General features: G+C 60.2%; 19 protein-coding genes. 6 read left to right on the top strand and 13 right to left on the bottom strand.

Annotated elements, in window-relative coordinates:
• The first annotated feature begins 43 nt into the window (after nt 1-43).
• Both MTP39_RS13475 and MTP39_RS13470 read left to right on the top strand, forming a co-directional pair.
• The gene (locus MTP39_RS13475) at nt 44-1,486 is read left to right on the top strand and encodes a PTS transporter subunit EIIC (protein WP_249240913.1); all 1,443 of its coding nucleotides are present in this window, start codon (nt 44-46) and stop codon (nt 1,484-1,486) included.
• On the top strand, nt 1,479-2,528 hold the full coding sequence (locus tag MTP39_RS13470; protein WP_249240912.1) for a MupG family TIM beta-alpha barrel fold protein: 1,050 nt from the start codon (nt 1,479-1,481) through the stop codon (nt 2,526-2,528). Before MTP39_RS13475 ends, MTP39_RS13470 begins: the two co-directional genes overlap by 8 nt.
• A gap of 50 nt (nt 2,529-2,578) precedes the next feature.
• On the opposite strand, the gene MTP39_RS13465 is transcribed toward MTP39_RS13470, so the two are convergent.
• The 10 genes from MTP39_RS13465 to hisG all read right to left on the bottom strand — a co-directional run bounded on the left by MTP39_RS13465 (nt 2,579) and on the right by hisG (nt 12,548).
• On the bottom strand, nt 2,579-3,955 hold the full coding sequence (locus MTP39_RS13465) for an MATE family efflux transporter (RefSeq protein WP_249240911.1): 1,377 nt from the start codon (nt 3,953-3,955) through the stop codon (nt 2,579-2,581).
• A 378-nt stretch (nt 3,956-4,333) separates the two neighbouring features.
• Complete coding sequence (locus MTP39_RS13460; protein WP_249240910.1) at nt 4,334-5,158, bottom strand: histidinol-phosphatase HisJ family protein; 825 nt, start codon at nt 5,156-5,158, stop codon at nt 4,334-4,336.
• A 7-nt stretch (nt 5,159-5,165) separates the two neighbouring features.
• A complete protein-coding gene (gene hisIE, locus MTP39_RS13455; protein ID WP_249240909.1) occupies nt 5,166-5,801 on the bottom strand; it encodes a bifunctional phosphoribosyl-AMP cyclohydrolase/phosphoribosyl-ATP diphosphatase HisIE in 636 nt (211 codons plus the stop codon).
• 79 nt (nt 5,802-5,880) lie between these two features.
• Complete coding sequence (gene hisF, locus MTP39_RS13450; RefSeq protein ID WP_097785705.1) at nt 5,881-6,636, bottom strand: imidazole glycerol phosphate synthase subunit HisF; 756 nt, start codon at nt 6,634-6,636, stop codon at nt 5,881-5,883.
• A 15-nt stretch (nt 6,637-6,651) separates the two neighbouring features.
• Nucleotides 6,652-7,371 (bottom strand): 1-(5-phosphoribosyl)-5-[(5-phosphoribosylamino)methylideneamino]imidazole-4-carboxamide isomerase, encoded by a 720-nt coding sequence (gene hisA / locus MTP39_RS13445; RefSeq protein WP_249240908.1) that lies wholly within the window; start codon nt 7,369-7,371, stop codon nt 6,652-6,654.
• Nucleotides 7,372-7,400: 29 nt separating this feature from the next.
• Nucleotides 7,401-8,009: an imidazole glycerol phosphate synthase subunit HisH gene (gene hisH, locus MTP39_RS13440; protein WP_249240907.1), complete on the bottom strand. Its 609-nt coding sequence runs from the start codon at nt 8,007-8,009 to the stop codon at nt 7,401-7,403.
• Complete coding sequence (hisB, locus tag MTP39_RS13435) at nt 8,006-8,602, bottom strand: imidazoleglycerol-phosphate dehydratase HisB (RefSeq protein ID WP_097779006.1); 597 nt, start codon at nt 8,600-8,602, stop codon at nt 8,006-8,008. Before hisB ends, hisH begins: the two co-directional genes overlap by 4 nt.
• Nucleotides 8,603-8,604: 2 nt before the next feature.
• A complete protein-coding gene (hisC, locus tag MTP39_RS13430) occupies nt 8,605-9,666 on the bottom strand; it encodes a histidinol-phosphate transaminase (RefSeq protein WP_249240906.1) in 1,062 nt (353 codons plus the stop codon).
• Nucleotides 9,667-9,678: 12 nt separating this feature from the next.
• Nucleotides 9,679-10,956, bottom strand: a complete 1,278-nt coding sequence (gene hisD / locus MTP39_RS13425; RefSeq protein ID WP_249240905.1) for a histidinol dehydrogenase — start codon at nt 10,954-10,956, stop codon at nt 9,679-9,681.
• Nucleotides 10,953-12,548: an ATP phosphoribosyltransferase gene (hisG, locus tag MTP39_RS13420; protein WP_249240904.1), complete on the bottom strand. Its 1,596-nt coding sequence runs from the start codon at nt 12,546-12,548 to the stop codon at nt 10,953-10,955. Before hisG ends, hisD begins: the two co-directional genes overlap by 4 nt.
• 383 nt (nt 12,549-12,931) lie before the next feature.
• On the opposite strand from hisG, the gene MTP39_RS13415 reads away from it, so the two are divergent.
• Entirely contained in the window at nt 12,932-13,345 is a 414-nt protein-coding gene (locus MTP39_RS13415; RefSeq protein ID WP_097779010.1) for an EamA family transporter, read from the top strand.
• 402 nt (nt 13,346-13,747) lie between these two features.
• Here MTP39_RS13415 and MTP39_RS13410 read toward each other — a convergent pair whose 3' ends face one another.
• Nucleotides 13,748-14,203 carry a MarR family winged helix-turn-helix transcriptional regulator gene (locus MTP39_RS13410; RefSeq protein WP_249240903.1) on the bottom strand — a complete coding sequence of 152 codons (456 nt, stop codon included), beginning with the start codon at nt 14,201-14,203 and terminating at the stop codon, nt 13,748-13,750.
• Between the two features lie 166 nt (nt 14,204-14,369).
• Nucleotides 14,370-16,043 carry a Na+/H+ antiporter NhaC family protein gene (locus MTP39_RS13405; RefSeq protein WP_249240902.1) on the bottom strand — a complete coding sequence of 558 codons (1,674 nt, stop codon included), beginning with the start codon at nt 16,041-16,043 and terminating at the stop codon, nt 14,370-14,372.
• Nucleotides 16,044-16,150: 107 nt separating this feature from the next.
• On the opposite strand from MTP39_RS13405, the gene MTP39_RS13400 reads away from it, so the two are divergent.
• Entirely contained in the window at nt 16,151-16,306 is a 156-nt protein-coding gene (locus MTP39_RS13400; RefSeq protein WP_249240901.1) for a hypothetical protein, read from the top strand.
• Here MTP39_RS13400 and MTP39_RS13395 read toward each other — a convergent pair.
• Nucleotides 16,303-16,692: a thioesterase family protein gene (locus MTP39_RS13395; protein ID WP_249240900.1), complete on the bottom strand. Its 390-nt coding sequence runs from the start codon at nt 16,690-16,692 to the stop codon at nt 16,303-16,305. The two genes, MTP39_RS13400 and MTP39_RS13395, sit on opposite strands and share 4 nt — an antisense overlap.
• A 792-nt stretch (nt 16,693-17,484) precedes the next feature.
• Between MTP39_RS13395 and MTP39_RS13390 the strand changes: the two genes are divergently transcribed.
• Together MTP39_RS13390 and MTP39_RS13385 are read left to right on the top strand one after the other, a co-directional pair.
• Nucleotides 17,485-17,820 carry an ArsR/SmtB family transcription factor gene (locus MTP39_RS13390; protein WP_249240899.1) on the top strand — a complete coding sequence of 112 codons (336 nt, stop codon included), beginning with the start codon at nt 17,485-17,487 and terminating at the stop codon, nt 17,818-17,820.
• A 41-nt stretch (nt 17,821-17,861) separates the two neighbouring features.
• The gene (locus MTP39_RS13385) at nt 17,862-18,083 is read left to right on the top strand and encodes a cation transporter (RefSeq protein ID WP_015537588.1); all 222 of its coding nucleotides are present in this window, start codon (nt 17,862-17,864) and stop codon (nt 18,081-18,083) included.
• The last annotated feature ends 45 nt before the right edge of the window (nt 18,084-18,128 follow it).

Here is an 18,128-nt window from a genome sequence, read left to right as displayed (position 1 = left end):
AGGCCGCATCGGATATACACCTGTTTTAAAGGAGGACCCACTTATGACGAATGAAGAACTGGTCCGCGCGGCGCTGGAGAAAGTCGGCGGAAAGAGCAACGTTCTCACCGCAACCAACTGCATGACCCGCCTGCGGGTGCGTGTCAAGGATGACGCCAAGATCGACGACGAGGGCCTGAAGGCCATCGAGGGCGTGATGGGCATTGTGCACGACCGTACCGGCTATGTGGAGATCGTGGTCGGCCCCGGCAAGTGCCGCAAGTGCGCAGATATCTGCCGCGATATGGGCATCCCGGCGGACGCCGCCGCTTCCACCGCCAACGACTGGCAGACCAACAAGGCCGCAGTCAAGGCAGGGCAGAAGCAGAGCAAGGTCAAGGAGCTGTTCAAGACCTTTGGCGATATCTTTATCCCCCTGATCCCGGGCGTTGTGGCTTCCGGTCTGTGCGCCGGCATCAACTCCCTGATCGGTCAGGTGGTGCCGAACTACGCCGACATCCCCGCACTGGCTCTGATCAGCACCCTGCTGGGTCTGATGAACACCTGCTTCCTTGGCTACCTGACCGCATGGGTCGGCTACCGCGCAGCCGAAAAGTTCGGCGGCACCCCCATTCTGGGCGGTATGCTGGGCATGATCACCGGTCTGGAGGGCATCAACAAGATCTCTTCCATTCTGGGTCTGTTCAACGAGGCTGTGCCGCTGGATTCCATCCTGCGTGCAGGCCGCGGCGGCGTTCTGGCCGTTGTGCTGGGCGCATGGTGCCTTGTCAAGATCGAGCGCTGGGTGCGTAAGTGGATGCCCGAATCTCTGGACATCGTGTTCACCCCGCTGATCACCATGATCCTGTGCCTCGTGCCCTATATCCTGGTCATCATGCCCGCCACCGGCTATGTTTCCACCGCGCTGTGCTGGGTGGTTGAAAAGCTGTGCATGAGCGATATCCTGATCGTGCGCATCATTGCCGGTTATGTTTCCACCGCTCTGTTCCTGCCCATGGTCGCTATGGGTATGCACCACGGTCTGGTTGCCCTGTACTCCGTGCAGCTGGAGAGTTTTGGCTACGTTACCCTGTACCCCGCTCTGGCTATGGCCGGTGCAGGTCAGGTTGGCGCTGCTGTCGCTATCTACTTCAAGGCTAAGAAGTGCGGCAACACCCGCCTGAAGAACGTTATCACCGGCGCACTGCCCGCAGGTCTGCTGGGCATCGGCGAGCCGCTGATCTACGGCGTCACCCTGCCCATGGGCAAGCCCTTCATCAGTGCCGGTCTGGGCGCTGGTTTCGGCGGTGCCTTCGTCATGGCCATGCAGGTGGCTGCTACCGCTTGGGGCCCCTCCGGTCTGCTGGCTCTGTTCGTCATGACTGCCGGCCCTCACGGTGTGGCTGCTTCCGTTGGCTGCTACGCAGTGGGTCTGGTCATCTGCTACATCATGGGCTTTATCGTGACCAACGCAATGGTCTCTGTTGAGGACGTTGCCAATGCTTAAAACACTCGGACGGTCAGTGTATCTGACGCAGTTTGAGGAACAGCGTGCGTCGCTTTCCGCTTTTGCGGCAGGCGGCGCGCCTGTTTTTATCTCACTGCATATCAGCGAAGAATTTGATGCCGCTTACTGCGCCCGCGTGCAGGAGATGTGCGACTTTCTGGCGGCACAGGGCTGGCGCATTCTGGCAGATGTGTCGGAAAAGACCATCCGGCAGTTCGGCTGTGCCGACCTGACCGCGCTGGCAAAGCAGCTGCACCTGTGGGGTTTGCGGCTGGACTACGGCTTCTCGGTGGAGGAGATGTGCACCCTTGCGCAGCAGCTGCCCGTTGCCGTCAACGCCTCCACCACCACCCCGGAGGTGGCGCGGCAGCTGGCGGCGGGCGGCGGCACGGTCATCGCCATGCACAACTTCTACCCCCGCCCGGAGACCGGCCTTGACCCGGAATTTCTGCGCGAGAGCACTGCAGCTTTGCAGGCCGAGGGCTTGCAGGTGTACGGCTTTATCCCCGGCGATGCCCTGCTGCGCGGCCCGCTGTACAAGGGCTTGCCCACGCTGGAAGCCCACCGCACCGCTGCCCCCTCGGCAGCCTTTGCGGATTTGGCGCTGAACTACGGGCTGGACGGCATTTTTGCGGGCGACCCGGAGGTCAGCACCCGGGAGCAGGAGTACATCCGTCACTTCTGCACCACCGGCGAGCTCTGCCTGCCGGTCGCCCTGCGCCCCGGCTACGAGACCCTGCACGACCGCACCTTTACCTGCCGCCCGGATTCGCCCAAAGGGCTTGTGCGGTATCAGGAATCCCGGCTCTACTCCTGCTTTGGCAGCACCGTGCAGCCGGACAACTGTGTGGAGCGCCGCCGCCGCTGCGTGACCATGGATAACATCGGCTACGGCCGCTACTCCGGCGAGATCCAGCTTGTGCGCGCCGACCTGCCCGCAGACGAAAAGGTAAACGTCATCGGCGAAGTGCCCGCAGAATACGACCTGCTGCTGGACTGCATTAAGCGCGGAAAGACCTTCCGCATGGTAAAAACATCATAAAAACAAGCACCGGAGCGTCCGCAGACGCTCCGGTGCTTGTTTTTGTTTATTTATTGATTCTTCCTCGGATACACAAAGGCATCGCGGCGGTACACGGCCACGAGATACGCCGCCATGAAGCACCAGATGATGGGCTCGCACAGGATGACGGCGTTGTAGGCGTAGCGCGGGATGAACACCAGCACAAAGATCACCTTGCCCACTAACTCGATGACGCTGGAAAACAGCGGCAGCACCTTCTGCCCAAGGCTCTGCAAAGCGTACCGGGTGCACAGCAGCACCCCCAGCACCGCGTAGAACGGTGCGTTCCACATCAGATACCGTGCGCCGTTTTCCAGCACGAGGGGCGCGGTGGAACCGGAAATCAGCTGCACCAGCTGCCGGGCAAAAAGCTGCATCAGCACCACCTCTGCCGCCATGATGACCACTGAGCACAGGTACATGGTGCGCATTCCCTTACGCACCCGCTCCGGCTGGGCGGCGCCCCGGTTCTGGGAGACAAAGGTAGAACCGGCGTTTGCCATGGAGATCAGCGGCATGCTGGTAAAGGAGAACAGCTTGCGCGCGGCGGTGTGCCCTGCAATGGTCAGCGTGCCCAGCCCGTTGATGCCGTATTGCAGCACCACCGACCCCGCCGACACGATGCTGCTCATCAGCCCCATGGAGATGCTCTGGCTGAACAGCTCCCAGTACAAATGCTGTCCCACCGCCCAGTGTTTGCGGGCAGGCAGCAGCAGCGGCACGCGGCGCATCACATACAGAATGCACAGCACCACCGAGATGCCCTGCGCAATGACGGTAGCCACCGCCGCACCCTGCACGCCCATGCCCAGCCCGGCAATGAACCACAGGTCCAGCGCCACATTCAGCCCGGAGCTGATGAGCAGGAACACCAGCGGCATCACGCTGTTGCCGATGGCGCGCAGCAGACCGGCGCACAGGTTATAAAGGAACATCACCAAAACGCCCAAGTCGATGACGATGATGTACCGGTAGGCGTCCTCTAAAATCTCTGCGGGGGTGTCCAGCAGCTGCAAAAGCGGCCGCAGACCGAAAAAGCCCGCCGTGGTAATGACAAAGCTTGCGCAGAGCCCGATGACCAGCGAACCGGCCACCGTCTTTTTGAGCAGATCCTCGTCCTGCGCCCCGTAGGAGCGGGCAGCCACGATGGAAAGCCCGTTGCCGATGCCGATGCCAAAGCCCACCAGCAGCTCGTAGATAGACCCGCAGGAGCCGATGGCAGCCAGTGCGGTATCGCCCAGCACATTGCCCACGATCATGGTATCTACGGTATTATACAGCTGCTGGAACAGGTTGGAAACCAGAATGGGCAGCATGAACAGCAAAAGGTTCTTGAAAATAGGCCCGTGCAGCAGGTCTGCATTCCGGTTAAAGAGGTTTGTTTTCAGGGGTCGCGTCTGGGTCATAGGGTTCCTTTCTTCGCGCAAAAAGGAGGCCGTTGCACATTTTTTGTGTGCAGTGGCCTCTTTTGCGGTTAAATGATTTTGAATGCCCTCCGCTTTCGCTCTGGGCATATTCAGCGGAAAAATTATTTTTATTTCGCAATTCTGGAAAATCTGCGGATTTTCCAGAATTGCCTTTTCACGGGTGGGGTTTTGGAACGAACTCCCTCAGAGAGGGAGCCTTTGGCATGGTTGGAAAGCTTCTCATTGAACCTGAAGCTTTAGCAATGTGCCTTAAACCTTGGCTCTCCCTGAGAGGAAAGGCTTCCCCCGCTCCGGGGGAAGATGTCACCGTAGGTGACAAAAGGGGGAATCTGGCGCGGGAGCGCCTGAGAGGGCTATTTATAACGCCTGCTCTTCAAACCCGTTGACGGTCAGCACAGTCACGGCGGCAAAGCCTGCGGCCTTGATGGCGGCGGCGGCTTCGTCAAAGCCGAAGGTCAGCGCGGCGGTGTCGTGGGCGTCGGCGGTGATGATCACCCTGCCGCCCAGCTTGTTCCACTCGCCCAGCAGCCATGCGCCGGGGTAGAAGTCCTTGCGGTAGCCCCGGTATACGCCGCCGGTGTTTACTTCCAGAATGCAGTCGTTCTCCCGGGCAGCTTGCAGCGCCCTGAGTGCCGCTGCCTTGTAGCGGGGGGATTCCTCGTCAAAAAAGCTGCCGTCGGCGTTCAGCTTTTTAACAAGGTCGATATGTCCCAGAATGTCCGGCTTTTTGGCGGCGATCTTCTCCACCTCGGCAAAGTAGGCCTCCACCGCTGCCAGCGGGTCACCGTCAAAATCGTTATTGATGCAGTCCCGCAGATCCTCGGGGCGGAAATCGATCTCGTAGTATTTGCCGGTGTTCTTGCCGTACAGATGGTGTGCGCTGCCGATCCAGTAATCAAAGCCCTTGGGCGTGCCCTCGCTCAGCAGGTCCCACTCGATGCCGCACAGGATATCCACCTTGCCCCGGTACTCGTTTTTCAGCTTGGCAATGGTGGCGCGGTACTGCGCGGTGCGGCCGGGGGTCATGCAGTATTCGCGGTCGGGCTTTGTGTAGCTGTGGCCGCTGAACCCAAGGGTGGTCAGCCCCTGCGCACAGGCGGCACCCGCCATCTGCTGCAGGGTGTTTTTGCCGTCACACAGGGTAGAGTGGCAATGTACGCTGGATTTTCTGTAATCTGCCATAGGCTTCTCACTGCATCCTTTCCTGCTTGACCTTGTGGTCGATCACGTGGCGCTTTTCCAGCTCCCGGGTCACATCCTCAACGGTGATGCCCGCGCTGACCATCAGCACCAGCACATGATAGGCAAGGTCGCTGATCTCGTAGACTGTCTCGGCCTTGTCCTCTTTTTCGCCCGCAATGATGACCTCGGTGCACTCTTCGCCCACCTTTTTCAGGATCTTCTCCTTGCCCTTTTCAAACAGGTAGGTGGTGTAGCTGCCCTCCGTGGGGGTATCCTTGCGGCCCTTGATGAGGGCATACAGCCCCTGCCAGCTGAACTGCTTCAGCTCCGGGGAGACGTATACCTCGTTGAAAAAGCAGCTTTCCGCTCCGGTGTGGCAGGCGGGGCCGTCCTTTACCACCTCTACCACCAGCGCATCGGCGTCGCAGTCGGCGGTGATGGACACCACCCGCTGCACGTTGCCGCTGGTCTCGCCCTTGCGCCAGATCTCCTGACGGCTGCGGCTCCAGAATACGGTGTGCCCCTCGGCAATAGTCAGTGCCAGCGTTTCGGCGTTCATGTAGGCAAGGGTGAGCACCTGCTTTGTGTAGTGATCCTGCACGATGGCGGGGATCAGGCCTTTTTCATCAAATTTCAGTTCCATGACGGTTCTCCCTCCCCGGATGGGGATACTGTGTATTTTATCGTATTCAAGATAAAAATGCAAGGTGTTTTTGTGCTTTTCACAGCCGCATCTCCACGCCGTTTGCGTTCAGGTACTCCTTCAGTTCCCGGATGCCCAGCAGCTTTTGGTGGAAGATGCCCGCCGCCAGCCCGGCGTCGATGCCCTTGTGGTGGAACAGCTCCAGAAAATCCTCTTTTTTGCCCGCGCCGCCGCTGGCAATGATGGGGATGTTCACCCGGGCGGCCACCGCGTCCAGCATTTCAAGGTCGAAGCCGTTGCGCACGCCGTCGGTGTCGATGCTGTTCAGGCATATTTCGCCCGCGCCGTGGGCGGCGCACCAGCTGATCCAGTCCAGCGCATCCCGGCCGGTATCCTCACGCCCGCCCTTGGCGAACACCCGGAACTGCCCGTTCACCCGCTTCACATCTGCGGAAAGCACCACGCACTGGTCGCCATAGCGCTGGGCGGCGGCGGGGATCAGCCCGGGGTCCTTCAGTGCACCGGAGTTGACGCTTACCTTATCCGCGCCGCATTTCAGCACCCGGTCAAAATCTTCCAGCGTGTTGATGCCGCCGCCCACGGTCAGGGGGATAAAAATCTCTCCCGCCACCCGGGTCAGGATGTCGGTAAAAAGGGCGCGTCCCTCAAAGCTGGCGGTGATATCGTAAAACACCAGCTCGTCTGCCCCGGCGGCGTTGTACAGCCGTGCCATTTCCACCGGGTCGGCCACGTCTTTGATGCCCTCAAAGTTCGTGCCCTTGACCACCCGGCCGTCGCGCACGTCCAGACAGGGGATGATGCGTTTGGTTATCATAAAGACCCCTCTTTCTCAGTCCTGCACCAGCTGCACGCAGCGGGCAAGATCCAGCGCGCCGGTGTACAGGCTTTTGCCCAGAATCGCCGCTGCCGTGCCCATCTGCTGCAATTCCAGCAGCTCTGCCTCGGAGGAGATGCCGCCGCTGGCTGTAAAGGCCACTCCGGGCACCTCTTTTGCCAGCTGGCGGTACAGGGCAAGGTTCGTGCCCTGCATCGCGCCGTCACAGGCAATGTCGGTGTAGATGATGGCGGTGCAGCCGGCCTCTGCCAGCCGCTTGCAGAAGGCCACGCCCGGCTCGGCGCTGATGTCCTTCCACCCGTGGATGGCCACATAGCCGTCCTTGGCGTCCACGCCCACGGCAATTTTGTCGCCGTATTTTTGCAGCATCCGGGCGGTAAAGGCAAAATCCGTCACCGCCACGCTGCCCAGAATGCAGCGCCCCACCCCGAGGGAGAGGTATTTTTCAATGCGCTCCTCGGTGCGGATGCCGCCGCCTACCTCGATGTACAAGCCGCCCTGCTTTGCCAGCGCGGCAATGGTATCGTAGTTGGAAAGGGTGCCGTCCTTGGCACCGTCCAGGTCCACCACATGAAGATTTTTTGCCCCGGCGGCCACAAAGCTGCGTGCCTGTGCGCAGGGGTCCTGCCCGTAAACGGTCATGCGGTCGTAGTCGCCCTGTGTCAGGCGCACCACCTGCCCGCTACGCAGGTCAATGGCTGGAAATAGCTGCATAGTTGTTTCTCCTTTAGAAACGAGCCCGCTCACAATTCGCTGAACGCCTTGAGGATCCGCAGCCCGGTATCGCCGCTTTTTTCCGGGTGGAACTGGGTGCCGTACACCCGCCCTGCCCGCACCGCGCCGGTGACCGGGATGGAATAATCGCTGACGGCAAGGGTGCTTTCGGCGCAGTTTTTGCCGTAGTAGCTGTGGACGTAGTACACATACTCGCCCTCGCGGATGTACCGGAAGAGCGGGTCATCCTTTACGATGTGCAAAGCGTTCCAGCCCATCTGTGGCACTTTCAGCTCTTTGTCCGCAAGGTCGGGCCCCAGCGGGCAGACCTCGCCTTTGATAAAGCCCAGCCCGGCGTGCTCACCGTATTCGTAGCTTTTTTCAAACAGCAGCTGCATCCCAAGGCAGATGCCCAGCAGGGGCTTGTGCGCCGCCTGCTCCTTCAGCACCGGCACAAGGCCGGTGGCGGTAAGCTTTGCCATGGCATCCCCGAATGCGCCCACCCCCGGCAGGATAAGCCGGTCGGCGGCGCGGATGACATCGGCATCGGCGGTGACCACTGCCTGCAGCCCCAGCTGCTGCAAGCTGGAGCGCAGGCTGAACAGGTTGCCTACCCCGTAATCAAGAATGGCGATCATACCAGCAGTCCTTTCGTGGAGGGGATCTCGTCCCGGTGTGCCGCGTCGATGCGCACGGCCTCGGCCAGCGCGTGGCCCGCGCCCTTGAAGCAGGCTTCCAGAATGTGGTGGGTGTTCTCGCCCGCAAACTGCACAAAATGGACGGTGGCGGGCACGCTGCGGGCAAAGCCGTACCAGAACTCCTTGGCGCACTCTACGTCAAAATCGCCCACCTTTTCGGTCTGGCAGCGGATGTCCCAGTTCAGGGTACACCGGCCGGAAAGATCCACCGCGCACAGCACCAGTGCCTCGTCCATGGGCAGGTAAAAGCTACCGTAGCGGCAGATGCCGCGCATCTCGCCCAGCGCCCGGGCAAAGGCCTGTCCCAGCGCAATGCCCACGTCCTCGGTGGTGTGGTGGTAGTCCACCTGCACATCGCCGTGGCAGGTGAGCACCAAATCAAACCGTCCGTGCCGGGCAAACAGTTCCAGCATGTGGTTCAGAAAGCCGCATCCGGTGTCGATCTCGTAGCGGCCGGTGCCGTCCAGATCAAGGGTCAGCTCGATCTGGGTCTCGTTGGTGCTGCGTTCCAGCGTTACCATGCGCTCTGCCATTGTCACACCTCCAGTATTTTGTCCACGGCGTCCATCAGTGCCTGCATCTGCTCCGGCGTACCGATGGTGATGCGCAGCCAGTTTTCAATGCGCGGTGCATCAAAATGCCGCACCAGAATGCCATTTTTCTTTAACTCTTTGTATAGCACACTGCCATTTATCCGCTCTGTGCTGGCAAATACAAAGTTTGCGCGGCTGTCCAGTACGGTAAAGCCCCGGTCGGCCAGCTGCTGCATCGTCCATGCGCGGGTGTCCATAATGGCGGCGCGGGTCTTTTCAAAGTAGGCGGTATCCTCCAGCGCAGCCTGCCCGGCTTTCAGGGTCAGGCGGTTGATGTTGTAGGGGTTCAGGCTGAACTTGACCCGGTTCAGGTCAGCGATCAGCGCCGCATTGCCCATGGCAAGCCCAAGCCGCGCACCCGCCAGCTGCCGGGATTTGGAGAAGGTCTGCACCACCAGCAGGTTGTCGTATTGGTCAATAAGAGGTACGCAGCTCTCGCCGCCAAAGTCCACATAGGCTTCGTCCACAATGACCACGCTGTCCGGGTTTGCCTGCAAAATGCCCTCGATGGCATCCCGGGGCAGGCACAGCCCGGTGGGGGCGTTGGGGTTTGCGATGACGATGGTCTCGTGCAGGCCGTGGTAATCGGCGGGGTCAAGGGTGAAGTCCTCTTTTAACGGAATGATGTGGGTGGGGATGTGCAGCAGACCGCACCACACGCCGTAGCAGCCGTAGGTGATATCCGCAAAGGCCAGCGGGTGGCTCTCGTCACAGAAGGCCCGCAGCGCAAAGAACAGGTTCTCGTCGCTGCCGTTGCCGGGCATGACCTGGGACGGCTGCAAGCCGAAATGCGCCGCCGCCGTGCGCAGCAGCTGGGCACAGGCGGGGTCGGAGTAAAGGCGCAGCTTTTCCACCTCGGCTTCGCTCACGGCTGCCACTACCCGGGGAGACGGCAGATAGGGGCTTTCGTTGGTATTCAGTTTGATGTACTGCTGATCCTGCGGCTGCTCCCCGGGTGTGTAGGGGGTAACAGCGGACAGGGCAGGGGAAAGAAAACGGCTCATAATGGTTTCCTCTTACTTCTCATACCGGATGGTCACGCTGCGGGCGTGGGCGTGCAGACCCTCGCGCTCGGCAAAGTCTGCAATGCGGGGCGCAACAGCTTCCAGCGCGTCCCGGGTGTAGTAGATGAAGCTGGACTTCTTGACGAAATCGTCCACGCCCAGCGGGCTGGAAAAGCGTGCGGTGCCGCTGGTGGGCAGGGTGTGGTTGGGGCCTGCAAAGTAATCGCCCAGCGCTTCCGGCACGTTGCGGCCAAGGAAGATGCTGCCCGCGTTGCGGATCTCGTTCAGCACGCCGAAGGGGTCCTCCACGCAGACCTCCAAGTGCTCCGGCGCAATGATATTGCAGGCTTCAATGGCCTTGTGCAGGTCGGTGCAGAGGATGATCTTGCCGTTGTCGTCCACACTGGCGCGGGCAATGGCGGCGCGGGGCAGCTGCGGGATCTGCACCTCCATCTCTGCCTGTACGGCTTTGGCAAGGGCTGCGCTGTCGGTCACCAGCACCGGGCTTGCCAGCCTGTCGTGCTCGGCCTGACTCAACAGGTCTGCCGCCACCCATGCGGGGTCGCAGCTGCCGTCTGCCAGCACCAGAATTTCGCTGGGGCCCGCGATCATATCAATGCCCACCTTGCCGAACACCTTGCGCTTGGCGGTGGCAACGTAGATGTTGCCGGGGCCTACGATCTTATCCACCGCCGGGATGCTCTGGGTGCCGTAGGCCAGCGCTGCCACAGCCTGTGCGCCGCCGGTCTTGAAAATTTTAGTCACTCCGGCGGTGGCAGCAGCGGCCAGAATGACCGGATTCACCTTGCCGTCCTTCCCGGCGGGGGTGGTCATGACGATCTCGGACACCCCCGCCACCTTGGCGGGGATGACGTCCATGAGCACGGTGGAAGGGTACGCCGCCGTGCCGCCGGGCACATACACACCGGCTTTTTCAATGGGGGTGTATTTCTGCCCCAGTACAATGCCGGGGCGGTCGTTCATCACAAAATTCTTGTGCACCTGCTGGCGGTGGAACTGCTCGATGTTCTCCGCCGCCTGCCGCAGGGTCTCGAGGAAATACGGGTCCATGCCCGCAAAGGCTTCGTCGATCTCCGCCTGCGTCACCTGTAAATTTTCGATTGTTGCACCGTCAAATTTCAGGGCATAGTCCTTCAGGGCGTCGTCGCCCCGGGTGCGCACGTCCGCAATGATGGCGTCCACCACGTCCTCCACGTTCTTTTCGGCGCGGATGTCCCGGTTCAGGATCTCTTCCGGTTTCAGCTCGTCAAAATTATACAGCCTGATCATTTCTCTTCCTCCTGCTTGTGCAAGGTGTCGCGCAGCTTTTCCAGCATGGTGTCCATCTGCCGGTGCTTGAACTGGTAGCTGGCCTTGTTGGCGATGAACCGCGCCGAGATGGGCATGAACTCGGTGACCACCTGCAGGCCGTTCTCCCGCAGGGTGGTGCCGGTCTCCACAATGTCCACGATGACATCCGAAAGCCCAAGGATGGGTGCCAGCTCAATGGAGCCGTTCAGCTTGATGATATCGATATCCCGCCCCATGGAGGCGTAGTAACGCTTTGCAATGTTGACGAACTTGGTGGCCACCCGCACCGGACGGCTGGGGTCGTCCCGGTAGCCCGCCGGGGCAGCTACGCACATCCGGCAGCGGCCAAGGCCGGTGTCCAGCAGCTCGTACACATCGGCGGCGGCCTCGGTCAGGATATCCTTGCCCACGATGCCCACATCGGCAGCGCCGTGCTCCACATAGATGGCCACATCGCTGGGTTTGACCAGAAAATACCGGATGCCCGCCGCCGGGTTCTCCACCACCAGCTTGCGGGTGGCGTTGTAGTCCTCCGGGCAGCCGTAGCCGATGCCCGCCAGTAAGTTATAGACCTTGTCGCCCAGCCGCCCCTTGGGCAGCGCTACGTTCAGCATTACTTTGCCGGTGTCCTGATGCTGTACCGGCGGCATCGCGTTCAGCCGGTCCAGCTCGTCCAGATACACCGCAAAGCCGATAGCACCCGCCCCGGGGGTGAACTTGCGCACCAGCAGATCGTACCGCCCACCCTTCAGCAGCGGGCGGGGCAAAGCCTTGAGATAGCCCTGAAACACAAGGCCGTTGTAGTATTCCATCTCACCGGCTAAGGTCAGGTCTAACCGGATGCTGCCGCCCGCCTGTCCCAGCGTGGGCGCTAGGGCGGTCAGCTCTGCCACGGCGGCGGTCATGGCGGGGTTGCGGCAGAGCGCCGCCGCCTTGGAAAGGGTAGCCGCGTACCCGCCGGAAAGTTCCAGCACCCCGCACAAAGCGTCTGCCGCTGCTTCGGAAAGCCCCGCAGCAAGCGCAGCGGCGCGCAGCTCGTGGGCGTTTTTCTGCCGCAGCTTTTCCAGCAGCTGCGCCCGGGCGGCTTCCGGCACGTTCAGTGCATCGAACAGGCCGAACAGGTAGCCCATGTGGCTGACTTCCAGCACCCACTCTGCGCCCAGCGCTGCCAGCGACTGCGCCGCCAGACACACCGCCTGCTGCACCTCGGCTTCGCCCACAGCGCCCAGCAGCTCCAGACCCATCTGGGAGATCTCTTTAAAGGTGTGGCTCTCGGCAGAGGGACGGTAGACGTTTTCGTGGTAGTAGTACCGCAGCGTCTCGCCCGGCGCGGGCTGTGCCGTCTTGGCGATGGACAAGGTCACATCCGGCTTGAGCGCCAGCAGACGGCCGTCCAAATCGGTAAAGGTGATGACCTGCTCCGACGACAGAAAGCTGCGGTTCTCCTGATACAGGCTGTACTCCTCGAACCGTCCCATGTGGTACTTGCGGCAGCCTGCCGTCTCGTACAGGCTGCGCAGCGCAAAGGAGGCGCGCTCCTTTGGCTGCAGATGCTCCAGACTGAACTCCATCCTGCTCCCTCGTTTCCTTTTCCGTGTTTCTTTCCCTGCACCGGCACAATTCCGGCGTCTCTATACACAAAAACATCCGGCGCGGCATCCTCCGCACCATAGAATGAAAGGCTTCTGTCCTTATTTTACTTTATCTAGGTAAAGTTGTAAAGCGTGAAAGTGAACGTCTTTTCCATTCTTATCCTACAATTTTTCAGTGCGTTTGTACAGGAAGGCGAAAATTTTTCAACCCACCGGCCCTTCCCGTGAAAATGGAGCACCGGAGCGTCCGCAGACGCTCCGGTGCTCCGAAATCATAAATGTTCCATTATCCTCCCGCCTGTCGGCAGCCTTGTATTCTGCCATACAAAGGCGTATACTGAGGCAAAAAGGAGGCGTTTTCCATGTGGTTCGTTTACGCGCTGGGGTCGGCGGTGTTTGCCGCCCTTACCTCGATTCTGGCGAAGATCGGCATCGAGGGGGTCAACTCCACCCTTGCCACCGCCATCCGCACAGCGGTGGTGCTGCTGATGAGCTGGGGCATGGTGTTCCTCACCGGTACGCAGGCCGGTATTGCGGAGATCTCCCGCCGCAGCTGGCTGTTTCTGGTGCTGTCCGGCCTTGCCACCGGCGCAAGCTGGCTGTGCTACTACCACGCGTTGCAGGTGGGTGCAGCGTCCAAGGTGGTGCCCATTGATAAGCTCAGCGTGGTCATCACCCTTGCGCTGGCCTTTGTGGTGCTGCACGAGCCCTTTACCGCCAAAAGCCTTATCGGCTGCGCCCTCATCACCGCCGGCACGCTGTTTATGGTGCTGTAACGATTGGGAATGCGCGCCGCGCTGCTTTCTGCGAAAGCGCGGCGCTGCGGGCGTGCCCGCTCCCCCTTGGGGGAGCTGTCGCGCAGCGACTGAGGGGCTATGGATGGAGAAGCGAAAAAAGCGTTAAAGCGATAGCGCCGACTGGCGCAGCGCTAGCTTTTTTGTGCTTCGACTTCTTCTTTAGGATTGTCAAGGGCGAGTAGCCCTTGGCCCGTTGCGGGGTGGGTGGAGTCCAGAGGTAGGGAGGGGGGACTCGGAACACCCCTCCCTGCCTCTGGCCCAGCGGAGCGTCCTTGCACGCTGAAAGCAAGCAGGAACTTTCCCTGCAAAGCGTGCACATTCTAAATCATCCAACGCAAAACGGCTGCTGCACAAGAACGTGCAGCAGCCGTTTTATCGTTCTTATTCCTCGCCCTTTTTCAGAATATCCAGTTCCGGCATCAGCTCGGTGCTCACGATGGTAAGCATCTGTTCCAGCTTTGCGCATTCCTCGGGGGTAAAGCGCTGCCGGGCACGCTCCACTACGGTGTGCAGATAAGAGTAGCTGATGCTGTAGTAGTCGATATACTTCTGGGTGGGGCGCAGGTGGTACTCCCGCCGGTCGGTGGTGGACTGGATCTTTTCCACATAGCCCTTTTTCACCAGACTGCCGATCTTGTACGCCGCATTGGGGGTGGAGATCTGCATCATGCGGGAAAACTCCGCAATGGTGGGCTCGCCCATGGCCATGATGCCCTCCATGCAGAAGGACTCCACCGTGGTCAGGGTAGCCTCACGGGTGGCAAAACGCTGGAACACGTTCTGGTAAAAATGCAGCTTGAATTTGGTGTAGACGTCCTGAAAAGCTTTTTCCAGCATGGGTCATGCGCCTCCAATGGTTCAACTTTTTTACTATACGGCTAGTATACCACGAAAATGCCCCGCTGCATAGCGGAATTTTTACACAGCCGCAGAAATAAATTCTTGCAGCCTGACCCGGAGCAAGGGCGTTCCCCCCGGCCGGGGGGAACGCCTGATTTCCATATTACGCAGCATCCCCGGAAGTTTTTGCCCGGGTGCGGGCGCGGATGACGCCGAGCACCACCAGCTCCAGCACGATGGCAACCACCAGCAGCACCAGCGAGGTAAGCAGGCTTGCGCGGCTGCCCAGCACTGCCTGTGCAAGGCCGGTGATGACATAGCACACCGCTGAGCAGGCCGCCGCCGTAATGGCGTAAGGCAGCTGGGTGGAAACATGGTTCACATGGCTGCAATGTGCGCCTGCCGAGGCCATGATGGTGGTATCCGAGATGGGGGAGCAGTGGTCGCCGCACACCGCGCCGGACAGGCAGGCGGCAATGGACACCACCAGCATCTCGCCGTCCGGGAAGGCCTGACAGACGATGGGGATCAGGATGGAGAAGGTGCCCCAGGAAGTGCCGGTGGCAAAGGCAAGGAACACCGCCACAAGGAAGATGATGAACGGCAGCAGATACTGCAAAGCCGCCGCAGAGCTGCCCAGCAGGTTTGCCACATAATACTTTGCACCCAGCAGGCCGGTCATGCCGGACAGCGTCCATGCAAGGGACAAAATCAGCATGGGGCTGACCATGGCCTTGAAGCCCTCGGGGATGCAGGCGGCAAAGTCCTGAAAGGTCATCACGCTGCGCACCCGGTAAAATACAAAGGTGAACAGCAGGGCGATGCTGCTGCCCATCACCAGACCCGCCGAGGCGTTGCAGTCCGCAAAGGCGGTGATGAAGTCCACGCCCTCAAAGAAGCCGCCGGTGTACACCATGCCGAAGATGCAGGCCGCGATCAGCACCAGCACCGGGGCGATCAGGTCGATAACGTGGCCGTTGGTGTCGCTGCCGTCGTCCACATCGTCGCCGTAGGGACGGTCGGCGGTGGTGAACAGGTCGCCGTTCTTGGCGTTGTCCTCGTTCAGCTTCATGGGGCCGAACTCCGCCCCGGTAAAGATGAGGAACAGGCTCATCACCACAGTCAGGATGGCGTAATAGTTATAAGGAATGGTGCGCAGGAACATGGTAAAGCCGTTGATGCCGGAACCCGCCGGTACGCTGGAAGTGACCGCAGCCGCCCAGCTGGACACCGGCGCAATAATGCAGATGGGCGCGGCGGTGGAGTCGATCAGGTAGGCCAGCTTTGCGCGGGACACCTTCTGCCGGTCGGTCACCGGGCGCATCACCGAGCCAACGGTCAGGCAGTTGAAGTAGTCGTCCACAAAGATCATCACGCCCAGCAGCAGGGTGGCAAACTGTGCGCCCGCCCGGCTGTGGATGTGGGTGGAGGCCCAGCGCCCGAAGGCCGCCGAGCCGCCCGCCTTGTTCATCAGCGCCACCAGAATGCCCAGCATCACCAGAAACGCCAGAATGCCCACGTTGCCGGAGTCCGACAGCTTGGTGATCATGCCGCCGTCCTCGTTGAAGAACAGGGTGTTCAGTGCCAGTTCAAGGTTGCCGTTGGCATACAGCAGCGCACCGGAAGCAATGCCCACTAGCAGCGAGGTGTACACCTCCTTGGTGTTCAGCGCCAGCACGATGGCAATGACCGGCGGCAGCAGGGAAAAGAAGGTGCTGTACACCGCACAGGTGTAGGTGGCGGGGTCGGCGACCTTGCCGGGGGTCACCGCCGTGCACCACAGCAGCAGGGCAAAGACGAACAGCGCCCCCGCCCAGGATAAGTTTTTGTTTTTCATAAGCTCCTCATATCAGGTGTCAATCATTGTCTGCGGGGTTCGTCCGGCGTATCGGGGCGCAGGCTGCGGGGCAGACTACCCACAGAAACGCAAAGGGGGTGTGCACCGTGCCGGATTACAAGGCCATGTACTTTGAACTGTTCCGCGCCAGTGTGCAGGCTGTGCAGCTTTTGCAGGACGCGCAGACCCGCGCCGAGCAGCAGCTTCTGGCCGCAGACCCGCCGCCGCTGCGGCTGGACGAAACAGAACCGGACGATCCTTAGCCCTTTTTGGCTTCTGCCTTAGCGGCAAACTTTTCCTCAAAGATGACAAAGCGCTCGTGGGTGCCGCCGCCCACAGGACCCTTCTCGTCTGCAAGCGTCACCTTGAAGGTCAGCTTGCGGCCCTCTACGGCCACCAGCTCACTGCGGCAGGTCACGGTCATGCCCACAGGGGTGGGGGCGGTGTGCTCCAGCTCCAGCTTGGTGCCCACCGTGCCGCTGCCTGCTTCCAGCGCAGGGGAAACGCTCTGCCAGCAGGTCTTTTCGGCCAGTGCCACCAGTGCAGGGGTAGCAAACACGTCCAGCGTGCCGCTGCCCATGGTCTTTGCGGTGTTCTCTGCGCTCACGCGCACGCTCTGCTCGCCGCAGATCCCGGTTTCCAACTTCATATACAGTTCCTCCTTATGCGCCCTTTGGACGCAGTTGTGTTATTTGTGGTTACACACCTTTATAAGATATCACAAAACGCGCCGGAATGCACTATTTTTTGCATATTTTTTCAGCGTCTCTTACAGAGGGCGGACGATTTGGAGTGTGCCGCGCTCCGCGGGGGAAGTTTCTGCCTGCCTTCAGCGTGCAAGGACGCTCCGCTGGGCCAGAGGCAGGGAGGGGTGTTCCGACTCCCCCCTCCCTACCTCTGGACTCCACCCACCCCACAACGGGTCAAGGGCTGCACGCCCTTGACAAACCTAAAGTAGAAGTCGAAGCACAAAAAAGCTAGCGCTGCGCCAGTCGGCGCTATCGCTTTAACGCTTTTTTCGCTTCTCCATTTATAGCCCCTCAGTCGCTGCGCGACAGCTCCCCCGAGGGGGAGCGAGCGCCCGCCCGCAGCGCTGCGCTTTCGCAGAAAGCGGCGCTGCAAATGCCGTTTCCCTCTACGACCCCTCCCGTGAAAATAGCGTTTGGAGCGCTCCGCAGAGCGCGACAAACGCGAAATTAAAAATAATTTTTCCGCTGAATATGGCTAGAGCGAAGCGGAAGCCATTTCAAATCGTTCTGCTGCCCAACCCGCACCCAATTTGCAAATTAAATTTGCATCTTTTTTGCGTTTTACGGAAGTTTTCAGCAATTTTACGGCAATGTAAAAAACTTTGCGGATTTTGCTTGACAGGGGGCTGTCTGCGTGTTATCATGAACACATGAACAGATGCTCATATATCGAAACGAAAGGGGAGGACAGCATGACCGGGCTAGAACAGACCGTGCCGGAAAAGGAAAAACAGCCGGTGGAGATGCCGGACGACGAGGTGCTGTACGAGCTGGCAGACCTGTTCCGTGTGTTTGGCGATTCCACCCGCATTAAAATCTTGTACGCCTTACATGACAGCGAACTTTGCGTGCAGGATATCGCGGACGCCGTGCAGCTGAGCCAGTCTGCCGTCAGCCACCAGCTGCGGGTGCTCAAGGACTCCAAGCTTGTGCGCTTCCGGCGGGAGGGCAAAACTGTTTTCTACGCACTGGACGATGACCATGTGCGCAGCATCCTTTCCATGGGAATGGACCATATCGAAGAATGACCGGGCACGCGCCCGCACAAAAAGAAAGGCTGGTACTTATTATGAAAAAGACCTACAAGATCGAAGTGGACTGCGCCAACTGCGCCCAGAAGATGGAGGATGCCGCCAACACCGTAGCCGGTGTGGAAAAGGCGACCGTCAGCTTTATGACCCAGAAGATGAAGGTGGAGTTCGCCGAGGGTGCCGACCCCCACGCCACCATGGAGAACGTGCTGTCTGCCTGCAAGAAGGTAGAGGACGACTGCGAGATCTTTGATATCTGATGTACGGCAAAGCTCTCCCGGTCGGTGTGGACCGGGGGAGTTTTT

It is taken from the genome of Faecalibacterium sp. I3-3-33 (assembly GCF_023347295.1).
Taxonomy (GTDB): Bacteria; Bacillota; Clostridia; order Oscillospirales; family Ruminococcaceae; genus Faecalibacterium.
The sequence above is the reverse complement of the archived record's forward strand: the minus strand, read 5'-3'. Positions and strand labels throughout refer to the sequence as shown.